The 15488-nt window shown below is 33.5% G+C and carries 12 protein-coding genes; 4 read left to right on the plus strand and 8 right to left on the minus strand.

The features are described from left to right. Window positions 1-787: 787 nt before the first annotated feature. On the plus strand, window positions 788-1216 hold the full coding sequence (locus tag AC13CQ_RS05740; protein ID WP_040880345.1) for a GNAT family N-acetyltransferase: 429 nt from the start codon (window positions 788-790) through the stop codon (window positions 1214-1216). A 21-nt stretch (window positions 1217-1237) separates the two neighbouring features. Further along, a complete protein-coding gene (locus AC13CQ_RS05745; protein ID WP_008615914.1) occupies window positions 1238-1471 on the plus strand; it encodes a DUF1456 family protein in 234 nt (77 codons plus the stop codon). A gap of 51 nt (window positions 1472-1522) precedes the next feature. On the opposite strand, the gene AC13CQ_RS05750 is transcribed toward AC13CQ_RS05745, so the two are convergent. After that, a complete protein-coding gene (locus AC13CQ_RS05750) occupies window positions 1523-2473 on the minus strand; it encodes an NAD(P)H-dependent flavin oxidoreductase (RefSeq protein ID WP_008615913.1) in 951 nt (316 codons plus the stop codon). 153 nt (window positions 2474-2626) lie between these two features. Continuing rightward, a complete protein-coding gene (gene mnmA, locus AC13CQ_RS05755) occupies window positions 2627-3814 on the minus strand; it encodes a tRNA 2-thiouridine(34) synthase MnmA (protein WP_008615912.1) in 1188 nt (395 codons plus the stop codon). A gap of 316 nt (window positions 3815-4130) precedes the next feature. Between mnmA and AC13CQ_RS05760 the strand changes: the two genes are divergently transcribed. Then, complete coding sequence (locus AC13CQ_RS05760; protein WP_008615911.1) at window positions 4131-5957, plus strand: fasciclin domain-containing protein; 1827 nt, start codon at window positions 4131-4133, stop codon at window positions 5955-5957. Between the two features lie 120 nt (window positions 5958-6077). Next, window positions 6078-7037, plus strand: a complete 960-nt coding sequence (locus tag AC13CQ_RS05765; protein ID WP_008615909.1) for a fasciclin domain-containing protein — start codon at window positions 6078-6080, stop codon at window positions 7035-7037. 358 nt (window positions 7038-7395) lie between these two features. Here the strand turns inward: AC13CQ_RS05765 and yidC are convergent, their stop codons facing one another. The 6 genes from yidC to guaA form a co-directional block, all read right to left on the minus strand. Further along, window positions 7396-9276: a membrane protein insertase YidC gene (gene yidC, locus AC13CQ_RS05770; RefSeq protein ID WP_008615908.1), complete on the minus strand. Its 1881-nt coding sequence runs from the start codon at window positions 9274-9276 to the stop codon at window positions 7396-7398. Window positions 9277-9386: 110 nt separating this feature from the next. Further along, window positions 9387-11003 (minus strand): CTP synthase, encoded by a 1617-nt coding sequence (locus tag AC13CQ_RS05775; RefSeq protein WP_008615905.1) that lies wholly within the window; start codon window positions 11001-11003, stop codon window positions 9387-9389. Between the two features lie 138 nt (window positions 11004-11141). Then, a complete protein-coding gene (locus tag AC13CQ_RS05780; RefSeq protein WP_008615903.1) occupies window positions 11142-11369 on the minus strand; it encodes a DUF3820 family protein in 228 nt (75 codons plus the stop codon). Between the two features lie 142 nt (window positions 11370-11511). Beyond that, the gene (locus tag AC13CQ_RS05785) at window positions 11512-11916 is read right to left on the minus strand and encodes an OsmC family protein (RefSeq protein WP_008615902.1); all 405 of its coding nucleotides are present in this window, start codon (window positions 11914-11916) and stop codon (window positions 11512-11514) included. Continuing rightward, on the minus strand, window positions 11873-13846 hold the full coding sequence (locus tag AC13CQ_RS05790) for a LysM peptidoglycan-binding domain-containing protein (RefSeq protein WP_008615901.1): 1974 nt from the start codon (window positions 13844-13846) through the stop codon (window positions 11873-11875). Before AC13CQ_RS05790 ends, AC13CQ_RS05785 begins: the two co-directional genes overlap by 44 nt. A gap of 71 nt (window positions 13847-13917) precedes the next feature. Next, window positions 13918-15447, minus strand: a complete 1530-nt coding sequence (guaA, locus tag AC13CQ_RS05795; RefSeq protein WP_008615900.1) for a glutamine-hydrolyzing GMP synthase — start codon at window positions 15445-15447, stop codon at window positions 13918-13920. Between the last annotated feature and the right edge of the window lie 41 nt (window positions 15448-15488).

The following is a 15488-nucleotide window of genomic DNA, read 5'->3' on the forward strand; positions in this document are numbered from 1 at the left end:
TTTTACAATCCAATTCTTTTAAAACCTTGAGGATTTTGTCGTAATTTGCTTGAAAGTTGTGCATATAAATTATAGTGTGGTTACTACAATTTACTGCATTTTAGCAGTTTGCACAACTTTTTCTAAATGCACAACGGGTTAGTTTAATATATACAACTACTTATGGTCATCAATATCTACTGACTTTATTAACTTTTTAAAATCATCTAGATATAATAATTTCTTCATCATCTATAAGCAAAGGATTTTATTTTAAAAACGCATATTTTTAGTATGCATCAAAACAAGATTATAGCGCATAATACATGAGTATACTCATTTTGTATATTATAAAAAAGTTAAATAGAAATCATATAAATTCTTATTTTTGGATTTAAATTCATTAGTGTCCGATAAAAGTGAATTAATTTTATAAATTTTATCATTTAATGCTAGTTAATTTTTAGTCTTTTTTTTGGAGCGAAGCGGTTTTGTGTTTTTACTCGGACATTAATAAAATCAATTACCTAGAGGCAAGCCTACGAGGTATTCAAACGAAAAATATTTTAATCCATTTCGACGTAGAGCACTTCGGTAAATTCAGAACAGGCTCTGGGGAATAAAACCCTCTCCTCTATGATAAATTTAAAATCGATGCTATTGGTTTTAATGCAAAAAACGTAGAAGGAAGCGGAGGGATAAAAACAAATTTAAGAGAGTATTTAGCACGAACTAAAGTATGTTTAGACCTCCTATTTCAGGTCGAACCAAAATATCTAGGAAAGAAAATAGAAATAAAATAAATACAATGTTGCAGACATCTATAGCACTTCTTAAGGAAGACGCCATTGAAAAAGTTGTAGAACTAACACAACAACTAAACACTACAAAAACAAAAGCCTATTTACTTGAAAAGCACCAAGAAATGTTTAAATATAATGGCTACCACTGCTTCGGCTTACTTTATAATAAAGAATTGATAGGTGTATGCAGCGGATGGAGCACCGTAAAACTCTATTCTGGAAAACAATTAGAACTCGACAATGTAATAATTGACAATAATTTTCAGTCTAAAGGTTTTGGAAAATTATTTGTAGAACAAATAGAAGCTTGGGCTCAAGAAAATAATTATAAAACAATGGAACTTAATACCTATGTAGCTAACGGGAGGTCTCATAAATTTTATTTTAACCAAGGTTTTGAAATTATTGGATATCACTTTCAGAAAAAAATCTAAAACAATCGTTACCTTTGCATCATGGCATTATCAAACAACGACATTTTCAAAAAACTGCGTGTAGCACACAAATTAAGAGACGACCAAATTGTAGAAATTTTAGCGCTGGTTGATTTTAGGATTACAAAAAGTGAATTAGGGGCTTTTTTCAGAAATGAAGACCATCCAAAATATATGGAATGCGGCGACCAAATTTTACGTAATTTCCTAAACGGACTCATTATCCACTTACGAGGTCCGTTGCCTAAGAAGTAGTACAAAATACGTATGTTCAGTAGGCAGTAGGTATTTTAAAAAATTCAAAACTTAAAATTCAGCATTTAAAATTAGAATCTTTTTAGCTTTTTCAAATTCGGTTATCATATTTTCCACTATTTTAGAAACAGGAAGTATGTTATGAATGAGTCCGCTTACCTGCCCAATTTCGAGTTCCCCTTCTTCTAAATCGCCTTCAAACATTCCTTTTTTAGCTCTTGCTCTTCCTAACAATTCTATCAGTTCCTCTTTTGTAGTTCCTTTGGCATATAAAGCTTGAACATCATTATAAAACTTATTTTTCAGCAATCGTACTGGCGCTAATTCTTTTAAAGTAAGCTGTGTATCACCTTCTTTTGAGCCTACTACTAAGTTTTTAAAATTAATATGCGAAGAAGCTTCTTCACTTGCAACAAACCTACTCCCAACTTGTACCCCATCGGCTCCCAAAATCATTGCAGCAAGCATCCCTTGTCCGGTAGCAATACCACCAGCAGCAATTATAGGAATAGTAATTTTTTCTTTTACCATAGGGATAAGCGTAAAAGTAGTTGTCTCGTCTCTTCCATTATGTCCACCAGCTTCAAAACCTTCCGCAACAATAGCATCTACCCCTGCCTCCTTCGCCTTTAAAGCAAATTTAACACTACTTACCACATGCACAACTGTAATTCCATGGGCTTTTAAATGAGAAGTCCATGTTTTAGGATTTCCTGCGGAAGTAAATACAATCTTTACTCCTTCAGAAATAATAATCTCCATCAGCTTATCTATTTCAGGATAAAGCATTGGAATATTTACCCCAAAGGGGTTATTGGTTGCTTTTTTACATTTCTGAATATGCTCACGGAGAATTTCTGGATACATGGAACCAGCACCTATAACCCCCAAAATACCAGCATTTGAAGCTGCCGAAGCTAGCTCCCAACCACTAGCCCATACCATTCCTGCTTGAATAATTGGATATTTTATACCGAAAAGTTGTGTGATTTTGTTTTGCATACTATGGAGTAGAAAAGTTTGAAAAGTTGAAAGTTTTTGGTTTCTTGTTTCTTGTTTAATTAAGAAAAGAAATTATGTATAAAAAATAAAAGGAGTGAATAAATTATCTTAAATCCAAAACAAACACTCCTCATATATTTAAAAAATTAGTTTCTAGCTTATTACTCCAGATCCTATTAACTCTTCTCCTTGATAAAAAGCTACAAACTGACCTTCTGTTATTGCACTTTGTGGTTGATTAAAATCTACATACAAACCACCGTCTACTTGATATAACGTTGCTTTTTGCAATGGCTGTCTGTATCTAATACGCGCCATTACCTCCATTGTTTGATCTACTTTTAAAGCTAAATCTTCTCGTACCCAATGCAATTCATCATTAGTTACAAACAAGGCTTTTCTAAAAAGTCCAGGGTGATTTTTACCTTGACCAGTGTAAATTAAATTTTTATCAACATCAGTTTCAATAATAAAAAGTGGTTCTGGCGTACCTCCAACATTTAATCCTTTTCGTTGTCCTTTAGTAAAATAATGCGCTCCTTGATGTTTTCCTACAACTTTACCATCGGTTGGGCTATAACTTACTTTTTGAGCGTTAAAAGCCAATTCTTCATTTTTAGTATTAAAAGTAGGCGTTGTTCTTTTTTGAAGAACTTCTTCTGCAGCTACCTCTATTATCTGCCCTTCTTTAGGCTTTAATTTTTGCTGAAGAAACTCTGGTAGTCGCACTTTACCTATAAAACACAAGCCTTGAGAATCTTTCTTTTCCGCAGTAATTAAATTATTTTCAGATGCTATTTTTCTTACTTCAGGCTTTGTTAACTCCCCTATTGGGAATAAAGTTCGACTTAATTGCTCTTGAGAAAGCTGACATAAAAAGTACGATTGGTCTTTATTTCCATCTACCCCTGCCAAAAGTCTATGTACAGGCTTTCCTTTAATTTCAATGGTATCTTTTCTACAATAGTGTCCTGTAGCTACATAATCGGCTCCTAAATCTAATGCTATTTTCATAAAAACATCAAACTTAATTTCTCTATTACACAGCACATCTGGATTTGGCGTACGCCCACGTTCGTATTCGTTAAACATATAATCAACGATACGCTCTTTATATTGTTCACTTAAATCGACAGTTTGAAATGGAATTCCCAATTTTTCTGCTACCATTAAAGCATCATTACTATCTTCCAACCATGGACATTCATTAGAAATAGTTACAGAATCGTCATGCCAATTCTTCATAAACAGACCTATAACATCATACCCTTGCTCTTTTAAAAGATAGGCTGTTACACTTGAATCTACTCCTCCCGATAAACCAACTATTACTCTTTTCATTCTAACGTATTGAAATAATATGCAAAATTACAAAATTCATATAGAAGAGGTTAGTCGGATTACTCTTAGGTTGCTTTCAACATAAAAAACAAAAATTTCAAATATTAATATTGTTTATCAATACTACACATATAATAAACAAAATATGTAAAATCAAAAATTTGCATCAAACCATATAAATGATAATTAATCAAGTAATTACATTAAAAATTTAATGTTAAAAAAAGTTAATTATTTTAAATTGTTTAACTTTTATCATAGTTTAGTTAAACAAATTACTTTAACAAGTAATCAAAACCTATAAAAAATAAACAACATGAAAACAATCATCCATTTATCAAAGTATTTTATTGTTTCATTATTATTTCTAAACATAGCATCATGCTCTGATGATGATGACAACAACATGAATCCACCAGAACAAGAAGCTACTATAACAGAAACTGCTACTGCAGATGCTGAACTCAGTATTTTAACTGCTGCTCTTATTAAGACAGGTCTTGATGCAACTCTAAACGAGGAAGGCACTTACACAGTCCTTGCCCCAACTAATGAAGCTTTTCAGGCAGCTGGAATTACTAGCGTTGACAATATTTCCGAAGAAGTTTTGACTAACATCCTTCTAAATCATGTTTTTAATGAAACTATAATGGCTACCGATTTGAGTACTATGTATAAAAACACTTTAGCAACAGGACCAGATGATAATGCAATTAGCATGTATATTAACACTGAAAACAGTGTTTCTTTTAACGGAGTAGCTGCTCCTACCACCATAGACATTACAGCTTCAAATGGGGTGATCCACAAAGTTGATGCGGTCTTAACAATTCCTACAATTGTAGATCATGCAACTGCAAATCCTAGTTTCTCAATGTTAGTAGAAGCTTTAGGAAGATTAGGAAACACTTATACAGATTTACTTTCTGGTACTGATGGTGCTCCTTTTACTGTATTTGCACCAACAAATGAAGCTTTTGAAAATCTTTTATCAATGTTAGGAGCATCTTCTTTGGACGATATTGACGATGCTACCCTTGAGGCTGTTTTAACATATCATGTAGTAGCGGGAGCTAATGCAACTTCTGGAACATTGAGCGATGGTCAAATGATTACTACTGCCCAAGGAGAGGATGTTACAATTATGACCGCTGATGGGGTTAAAATAATGGATTCAACAGATACACCTGCTAATGTAGTTGCAGCAGATGTTCAAGCTGGAAACGGTGTAATTCATGCTATTGACAAGGTATTACTACCACAAACAATAGTAGATGCTATGAATCCTACAATTGCTGGTTTTGTTGCCATGAATAACGATTATTCTTCTTTATTAGCAGCAGTACAGAAAGCAGATTTAGTAGAAACGCTAAACGCTGAAGATGCTGGATTGACAGTTTTTGCTCCAAATAACGAGGCTTTTGCCACCTTTTTATCAGATAATGGATTTGCTTCTTTAGAGGAAGTTCCTACAGATGTTTTAAAACAAGTACTACTAAACCACGTTATTGAAGGAGAGGTTATGTCTGGCGATTTAACAACTATGTATGGAAATACGATGGCTACAAATACAGATGGCGATAATTTAAGTCTTTACATAAATACGGAATCTGGTGTTATGTTAAATGGTGTATCTACTGTAACCACAGCAGATGTAGAAGTTAGTAATGGTGTAATCCATGCTGTAGATGCGGTTATTGGGTTACCTACCATAGTAACTTTTGCTACTGCAGACCCTAATTTCAGTTCTTTAGTTGGAGCTCTTACAGCAGATGGACAACCAGATTTTGTAAGTATTCTATCTGGAACTACCGATGCTCCTTTTACTGTTTTCGCACCTTTAAACTCGGCTTTCGAGGCACTTAGCGCTACCCCAACTGGAGCTACACTTACAGCAGTATTACAGCATCATGTGGTTGCAGGTGCAAATGCAAGGTCAGAAGATTTGACAGACGGAATGATGGTTTCTAGCTTAGAAGGAGACAATATAACTATAGCTTTACCTGGCACTGGAGATGCTATTGCAGATTTAACTGACGGTGCTGGAAATACCGATATTGGAGTTGTTGCTGTAGATGTTCAAGCTACTAATGGTGTAATCCATGCAGTTAATAAAGTTTTAATTCCAGACACTACAAATTAAACTCTTTATTTATTAATCATTGCTTTTTGAAGAAGGGTCGCTAATTGGCGACCTTTTTTTTATTTTATAATACCACTTTATAAAAAACGAATATCTTTACCATACCAAATTTTACAAATCATGAATACAAAAAACCTAAGCTTAAAAGCAATTTTGCTTTTACTAGTATGCGCGTACAATTTTACAGCGTGCAGCGACTCATCAAACGATGAAAACTCTGAAACAGAAACCCCAAATGAGCCCGTAAGTCTTTACACCTACTTTAGCAACGACCCCGATTACAGTCTTCTTGTACAAGCTATCGATCAAATAGGGTATAATAACGCTCTAAATGTGGATGGCGCTGGTTCTTATACTTTTTTCGCCCCGAATAACGAAGCTTTTTCTCGTTATTTAGCTGAAAAAAATATAAATAGCATTCAAAACATTCCTACCAACACATTAACTCAAATAATTTTGAACCATATGTTAAGTGGAAAGGCGAAATTTGCAAGTGAAATTACTGAAGGCTATAATAAAACCCAAGCAAAAGAATATATTACACAAGCTAATATTGATCTATTTGTAGCAAAAAAAAATAGCACAATAACTCTCAACGACGGAATATTAATTACCAAAGCAGACATTGAAGTTACCAATGGGATAATCCATAAAATAGACGATCTAATTATGCCTGCAACCTTGGCTACTTTTATAAAAGTAGATTCTGAATTATCAAACCTCTACAACGCTAGTAAAGAATTAGATAATGAGGTATTTACGAAGCTTAATGATATAGAAGCTGATATAACAGTTTTTATCCCATCTGAAGAAGCATTCTTAGACATGGGAACTGTTACATTAGAATCGCTAAATAAAACCATCAAATACCATATAATTGATGGCGAAATTAATACCTCTAACAACCTTAAAGACGGAGATGTACTCAACACATGGCAAGGAAATGCTATTAAAATAAATACTGGAGACAGCATTATTATTACAGATTCAGCAAATGAAAATGCAACTATAATAGCTAAAGATTTTGTTGCTTGGAATGGTGTTGCCCATATTATAAATAAAGTACTCAAGTACGAGTAATTTATTATAATTTATCATTGTTGTCCAATAAAAACAAATAGAATTTATTAAACTCTAGTTACACTGGCTTATAAGAGGTTTTCAAAATAGACTTCACTATTAAAGCTATTAAAAAGCATAAATAAAACGTTAATTTTAATAACGTATTTTTTGTATAACTTCTTATTTTACTCTAGTTAAAGTATAGACGTTACTTTTTTTTCTTGTAAGAAAGGGATCTTGTGTTTTTAATCGGACATTAATGATGTATTATTATAAATCCGGAATTGTGTCACCTTATTTTAAGAAAGGATAACATAAAAAAATGGGGATTTGAATATATTCAAATCCCCATTTTTTATTAGTAGAATGCTATTTATTATTTCTTTTTCTGAGTTTCTGCCTGCTCCATCATTTCTCTCATTTTCTTCTGAAAACGACTTTCTTTCTTAGGCTTCTTTTTATTCTCTTGAATTTTAGCGTGAATCTTATCATCATTAATAATGTAATTCTTAATTACTAACATAATTACAATAGTAATCAAGTTAGAAATAAAGTAATACAAACTCAATCCACTTGCATAATTATTGAAGAAGAAAAGCATCATTATTGGTGAAATATAAATCATCACCTTCATAATACTTCCCATATCTGGCATCCCCTCTTGTGCTGGTTGCTGCATTGCTTGTTGCTGACCTGTAGTCATTTTCATATAAAAGAAAATTGCAACTGAAGCTAATATTGGGAATAAACTCACGTGATCTCCATAAAACGGAATCTTAAATCCTTCAGGGAATTTATATACAATATCATAAGAAGAAAGATCGTCTGCCCATAAAAACGACTTCTGACGAAGCATTATTGCAGTTGGGAAAAACATGAATAAAGCATAGAAAACAGGAATCTGTAATAACCCTGGCACACAACCACTCATTGGACTTACCCCTGCTTTACTATAAAGCTTCATAGTTTCCTGCTGACGCTTCATAGGGTTGTCTTTATACTTTTGAGAAATCTCTGTAACCTCAGGCTTAATAACCTTCATTTTTGCTTGAGACACATATGATTTGTAGGTAACAGGAGACAACGCTATTCTTACAATAATCGTCATAACAATAATTGCTATTCCGTAAGGAAAAACAGAGCTTAAAAAATCGTATAAAGGTGTAAAAACATGTTTATTTATAAATCCAAATATTCCCCATCCAAAAGGAATAGACTCTGCTAAATCTAAGTCTTTATATTTTTTAAATACTCTAGCATCGGTTGGTCCGTAATACCAGTGCATATTATAATTTAATTCTCCACCTTTAATCTCCAAAGGCGTAGAAGCAGTATATAATTTTACATATTTTTCATTTGGATTTTCATCTTCAAACTGCTGATTTGAAGTCATAGAAACATTTGCAAAACTATCTGGATTAATAAGAATAGAACTAAAGAAATGCTGTCTATATGAAATCCAACTTACATTTGAATCCGTTTCATCATCGGATGTTCCTTGTGATAATTTACTTACACTTCCATCATGAAGATAAGTTAATCTTGTATAACGATTTTCGTACTCTATACTTCTACTATGACGGATTCCATTTAATTTCCAATCCAATTGAGCAGGTTGAGAGCTATTTAGCACCCCGTTTAAACCTTGAGACCTTACTGTAAAATCTACCAAATACTCATCTGGTTTAAGCTCATAACGGTATTCAAGAAACTTCTCATTTGAAACTTTAAGCTTCATGGAAAGCACTTGGTTTTCACCATTTTTTGTTAATGTAGGCTCAAAGAAAAGATCTTGAGTATTTAAATTACGATTATCTGTGGTTGCAAAAGAGATATTAAAAGAAGCGTTTCCATCTTTTACTAAATATACAGGAATAGAATCGAAAGTCTTAAACTTTTTTAATTCGGCTTCTACAATTTGACCTCCTTTATTACTAATTTCAAGACGTACTAAATCATTTTCAAAAGTAGTAGTGTTTTCATTAGCTGAAGGCAAAGCGGCAGAATATGCAAACGCCCCTAAAGAGCCTTTATATTGCGCCAATGCTGTAGAATCTTTCAAGTCTATTGAAGGAACACTTTCTACAACAGCGGCATTTTGCTCTTGATCTTTTGCTTTTTCTACTTGTTCTTGTTTTGCTTTTTCAGCCTTAATCTCTTCTTCTGTAGGCTGATTATTGTACATTACCCAAATTAAAATTGCACCTATAAGTACAAATCCAAGGATCGAGTTAATGTCAAATTTCTTTTCTTCCATTTAATTTCAATTAAAAATAAGTTGCTTCTTTAAAAAAGAAGGGCAAATATCGTTGCTGCATTTAAGCGTGCAAAGATATGCCCAAATTTTATATGTATGTCAAACTGACATTATTTATTCTGTTTATGCGCCAAAGCAGACTTAACAAATCCAACAAATAAAGGATGTGGATTTGCTACCGTACTTTTATATTCTGGATGGTATTGCACCCCTACAAACCAAGGATGTGATGGCAATTCTACTACCTCCACAAGTCCTGTTTCTGGATTTAAACCTGTAGCTTTTAAACCAGCAGCTTCAATTTGCTCTTTGTAATTATCGTTAAATTCATATCGATGTCTATGGCGTTCAGAGATTTTATTAGCTCCGTAAACACTACTAACTAAACTCCCTTCAGCCAAATTACAATCCCATGCTCCCAAACGCATTGTTCCTCCCATATGCGTAATATCCTTTTGCTCCTCCATTAAATCTATAACAGGATTTGCAGTATCTGGATTCATTTCGGTAGAGTTAGCATCTTTTATATTCAGGACATTTCTAGCAAATTCAATCACTGCCATTTGCATTCCTAAACAAATTCCTAAAAACGGAATATTATATTCACGAGCATACTTAATAACTTCTATTTTCCCTTCAATTCCACGCTCTCCAAAACCTGGCGCCACTAACACCCCATCTAATTTTGAGATTTTATTTTGAAGTACGTCTTCATCAATATATTCCGAATGGATGTATTCTACCTTTACTTTTACTTCATTTTCTGCTCCTGCGTGAATAAAAGCTTCTAATATAGATTTATAACTATCTTGAAGCTCTACGTATTTTCCTACTAAACCAATATGAACTTCGTCTTGAGGATTTTTATGGCGATTTAAAAATTGATTCCAACGCGAAAGATCTGGTTGAGAGTCGTCTTTTAACGCTAGCTTTTTAAGCACCACTTTATCAAGACCTTCATCCAACATCATATTTGGAACATCGTATATAGTAGAAGCATCTATAGATTGGATTACAGCTTCTCTTTTAACATTACAAAATAATGCCAATTTCTCTCTTAAATCGTCAGAAAGTTCGTGTTCAGTTCTACATACTAGAATATCTGCTTTGATACCACTTTCCATCAATGTTTTAACAGAATGCTGGGTTGGCTTTGTTTTAAGTTCTCCAGCTGCGGAAAGATAAGGCACAAGTGTAAGATGGATTACAAGTCCGTTATTATCTCCTAATTCCCACATTAATTGTCTTACAGATTCTATATAAGGTAAAGACTCGATATCTCCTACCGTACCTCCTATTTCTGTAATAACGATATCATACTCTCCACTTTTTCCAAGTACTTGAATACGTTCTTTTATTTCGTTTGTAATATGAGGAACTACTTGCACTGTTTTCCCTAAAAACTCCCCTTTACGCTCTTTTTCTATAACGCTTTGGTAGATTCTTCCTGTGGTAACATTATTTGCTTGTGAGGTATTTACATTTAAAAAACGCTCATAGTGCCCCAAATCTAAGTCGGTTTCCGCACCATCATCTGTAACATAACACTCCCCATGCTCGTAAGGATTTAGCGTTCCCGGATCTACATTTATATATGGGTCGAGTTTTTGAATTGTAGTTTTGTAACCTCTTGCCTGTAAAAGTTTCGCCAATGATGCCGCTATAATCCCTTTTCCCAATGAAGAGGTAACACCACCCGTAACAAAAATGTATTTGGTATCTGCCATTATCTTTACTTATATTGAATTGTCTGTATTAAAACAGTTATTGAAAATATCGCGGCAAAAATACAAATAAGAATTAAAAAAACCCTTCTCTAAGAAAGGGTTTTTATGATTGTTTTTATTGAAAAGAAAAAGTTGTATCTATCTTATTTTCCGAATCTTATAGATAAGTTCTTCCAATCCATTAGCTTTTATTTCGTACATCGCCTCTAATTGCTTTCCTAATTTACCACTTGGAAAGCCTTTTTGTCGATACCAAACATAATAAGGTTCTGGAATATCAATTAAATAACGGTCTTTATATTTACCATACGGCATCTTAGCATGCGCTAATTGAAGTAGAAATTCTTTATTTTTATTGATATCCATTTTTTATAGATGTGGATAGTGGATAGTGGATAGTTGATAGTTGATAGTTGATAGTTGAATTTAAAAAATCTTTTTCTTAACTTTTTAACTCTTTTACTTTCAAACTTGCAAACTTTTCAACTAAATAACTTTCTTCTCTTTTCTACCTCCAATTAAAAGTAATTACTTTTTCAATATCGGGATGCAGGCTATAATGCACAGGACAAGTATTGGCTGTTTTTTCTAGAATTTTTCTAGTTTTTTCATCAACATGAGCTGGGATATCAAAAACAACTTCTATTTTAGAAATTCTCCTTGGATTAACATCCATAGTTTTGGTAACGGTTGCAGTTGTTTCCGTAAGATCAACTTCCATATCTCGTGCTTTAATTCCCATTACCGTTAACATACAACTAGCCAAAGAGGTAGCTACTGTATCGGTTGGCGAAAAAGCCTCTCCTTTACCATTATTATCGGTTGGAGCGTCTGTTATGAATGAATTATTACTTTTTAGGTGGACACACTTAGTTCGAAGTGCTCCCAAGTATGTTACTATTGAGGTTGGCATCGTTTTTTGCTTCTTTAATTTCTAAATTATCGTATTTAACTATATAAAGTGCGGTGTTATAATACCCACCAGAAAGTCCTTTTTTATAGTCAAATTTATTCTCTACATATTCTGTTTCGCTAACTTTTGCCGAAACATAATCTAAATTTTTATTGTAAGCCAAACGCAATATTACATCCATAGTAAGGTCAAAACCTCGGGTAGCATATCTATTTGGTGTAGTCCCATACTTTGCATCAAACTGTTTACTAAAATTAGCATTAACATCTGAAAGCTTATCTATTGTTGGGAAATGAAAATGCAAGTTAGATAAATGCATGTTAGAAATATTATCACTATCGTAAGCATCTCCTTTTAAAGTTGTTAACAATGTAATTTTATATTCTGGAGTTTGTGCTGAATTTACTACACCTGTTATATTGGTTAACAACGGAATGCTATTGGTTTCTACAACTACCCAGTTTTCTTTTTCTGAAGAAAGAAAAGGATTTATTTCATCCAAACGGATAAATTTATCTTCTATAGGATTAATCACTTTAGCACCAGGAACTAATGCTTGTAATTTTGATTTTATAGCCGCATTATTTTTATCGGCTATAATAATTACATTTTTATTAGTGGCATTGTTTTTTATATACTTTAGCATCTTTTCTCTAAGCAAATCATCTGGTGGTAATGTTTGGTACACATTACTATACATCTGTAATCCTTTATTAGAAAAAGGTGCAAAAATTGGAGTATTAGAACTTCGTACAGCGCTAGAAACTCTATTAAAAGTAGAAGGTAAAATAGGCCCAATAATAGCATTTACATTAGTTAATTTTCCGCTGGAAGCAAGTTGCCCAACTTTAGCATCGTTAGCACCACTATCAAACACTTTTACATCTAAAGAAAGCCCTAATTTTTTAACAGAATCTATAGCCATTAAAGCTCCTGTATAAAAATCTAAAGAGACACTCAACAATTTATCTCTCTTTATTTTCTCCTTATTACTATCAATATTTTCAAAATTTAGCTCATCTAATTTAAAAGGAAGTACAATTGCTAACGTAGATTTCTGGTCGTAATTTAAACTATCTAATAAAGAAAACTTTTCAATAAGCTGCCCATTATTTACAGTTAACTCTCCCATTTTATTTTTTGGAAGTTTTATAACCATTCCCGCTTTAAGTCCGTCTGTTTTCACTTCTGGATTAAGAGCTTCTACCTCTGCTTGCGTTACTCCAAGCTTTACTTTCAATCTATAAAAACCTTCTTTTGGTAAAACTGTATAATAGTTATAAGCATCTACCTCAACAGGCTTTTTATTATTTCCAGCTACAAAAGGAACCCACAAAGTATCTCCTTCTTTTAAAACTTCTTTCATAGATGGATTGATAGTTTTCAAAGAATCTACCGTAATTCCATGCTCATAGGCAATACGCCAAGGTCCTTCTTTTGGTGCAACTCTATGTGCTACCAAACCTTCTCTTACTTGAGGCACAGAGCCCGTATTAGCTACAGCACTAAATACTGGAATTTGCACTATTTCATTCCTTTTTAATTGGCGACTGTAAAGCTCTTTATTGTAACGCTTAATATCGTCAACAGAAATATTGTACTCCTTTGCAATACTGTACAACGTTTCCTTCCTTTTAGCTTTATGCTCAATAAAGCGCTCTACATTTCCTTCTGGGCCAGCAATATTGCTATTCCCTCCAGGCTGTGTTTGCGACTTTTCTGAAACAGGAATTACAACAATAGTATTTGCCTTAACGCCATTTTTTACTTCGGGATTTAACTTTAGAATTGCATACGGGGTTACTTGATATTTTTTTGCAATACTCTCTAAGGTTTCTCCTTGTTTAACTGCATGCGTTTCAAATTTTTGTGCTTGTAAGGTAACACAAAACAGAAATGCTAGAATAAAAATGACTTTATTAAAATTCATGCTATTGTTTTAAGTTCTTAGGTATTAGATTTTTATATTTTAAAATCTAATCGTTATAAAATGCTACAAAATTATTCCCACTCAATTGTTGCTGGTGGTTTTGAACTAATATCGTACACTACTCTATTAACGCCTTTTACTTTGTTTATTATATCATTAGACGTTTTTTGTAGAAATTCATATGGTAAATTCACCCAATCGGCTGTCATTCCATCTGTACTTTCTACGGCACGTAAAGCTACACATTTTTCATAAGTACGTTCATCTCCCATAACTCCTACAGAGTTTACTGGCAACAACATAGCTCCTGCTTGCCATACCTTATCATACAGTCCCCAATCTTTAAGTCCGTTTATAAAGATAGCATCTACTTCTTGCAAAATACGAACTTTTTCAGCAGTAATATCTCCAAGAATACGAATTGCCAAACCAGGACCTGGAAAAGGATGCCTTCCTAATAATTCAGGATCAATCCCCATAGAAGCACCTACTCTACGAACTTCATCTTTAAACAACATTTTAAGAGGCTCTACAACTTTAAGCTTCATAAAATCTGGAAGTCCACCTACGTTATGGTGACTTTTAATAGTTGCTGATGGTCCGTTTACAGAAATCGATTCGATTACGTCAGGATAAATAGTTCCTTGACCTAGCCATTTTACATCATTAATTTCATGTGCTTCATCGTCAAAAACTTCGATAAAAACACGACCAATTGCTTTACGTTTTAATTCTGGATCTTCAACACCAGCTAAGGCATCAAGAAAACGTGCAGAAGAATCTACTCCCTTTACGTTCAGCCCCATCCCTTCATATTGGTCTAAAACATTTTGAAATTCATTTTTTCGTAACAATCCATTATTTACAAAAATACAATACAGATTATCTCCAATTGCTTTATTCAATAAAACAGCCGCTACAGTAGAATCTACTCCTCCAGAAAGTCCTAATACCACACGGTCGTTTCCTAATTTTTCTTTTAGCTCGGCAACCGTCATGTCTACAAAATTATCTGGAGTCCATGATTGTTCAACTCCAGCAATTTTTACTAAGAAATTTTCTAGCAATTGCTTTCCGTCTGTAGAATGATATACTTCTGGATGAAATTGGATAGCATAGGTTGTTTCTCCTTCTATTTTATAAGATGCATTTTGAACATCGGTAGTGCTAGCCAAAATAACTCCATTTTCTGGAAGTTTCTTTATGGTATCACTATGACTCATCCATACCTGACTTCCAACAGAAATATTTTGAAAGAAAGGTTCATTATCAGCAATAAAAGAAAGGTTAGCACGACCATATTCTCTTGTGTTTGAAGGCGCCACTTCTCCTCCACCAAAATGCGCTAAATACTGCGCTCCATAACACACTGCCAACATTGGCACTTTACCTCGTATTTGCGATAAATCTGGGTGCGGTGCATCTTCTGCTCTTACTGAAAATGGACTTCCGGATAATATTACTGCCTTATATGAAGTAAGGTCTTCCGGTAAATTATTGTAAGGATAAATTTCGCAGAATATATTTAACTCCCTAACGCGTCTTGCAATTAGTTGAGTGTACTGCGAACCGAAATCTAAAATGAGTACGTTGTTTTGCATGCGCAAAAATACTATTTATAAAGAAAATGAAAAGGGTTGAA

It is taken from the genome of Galbibacter sp. L-19 (assembly GCF_056857615.1).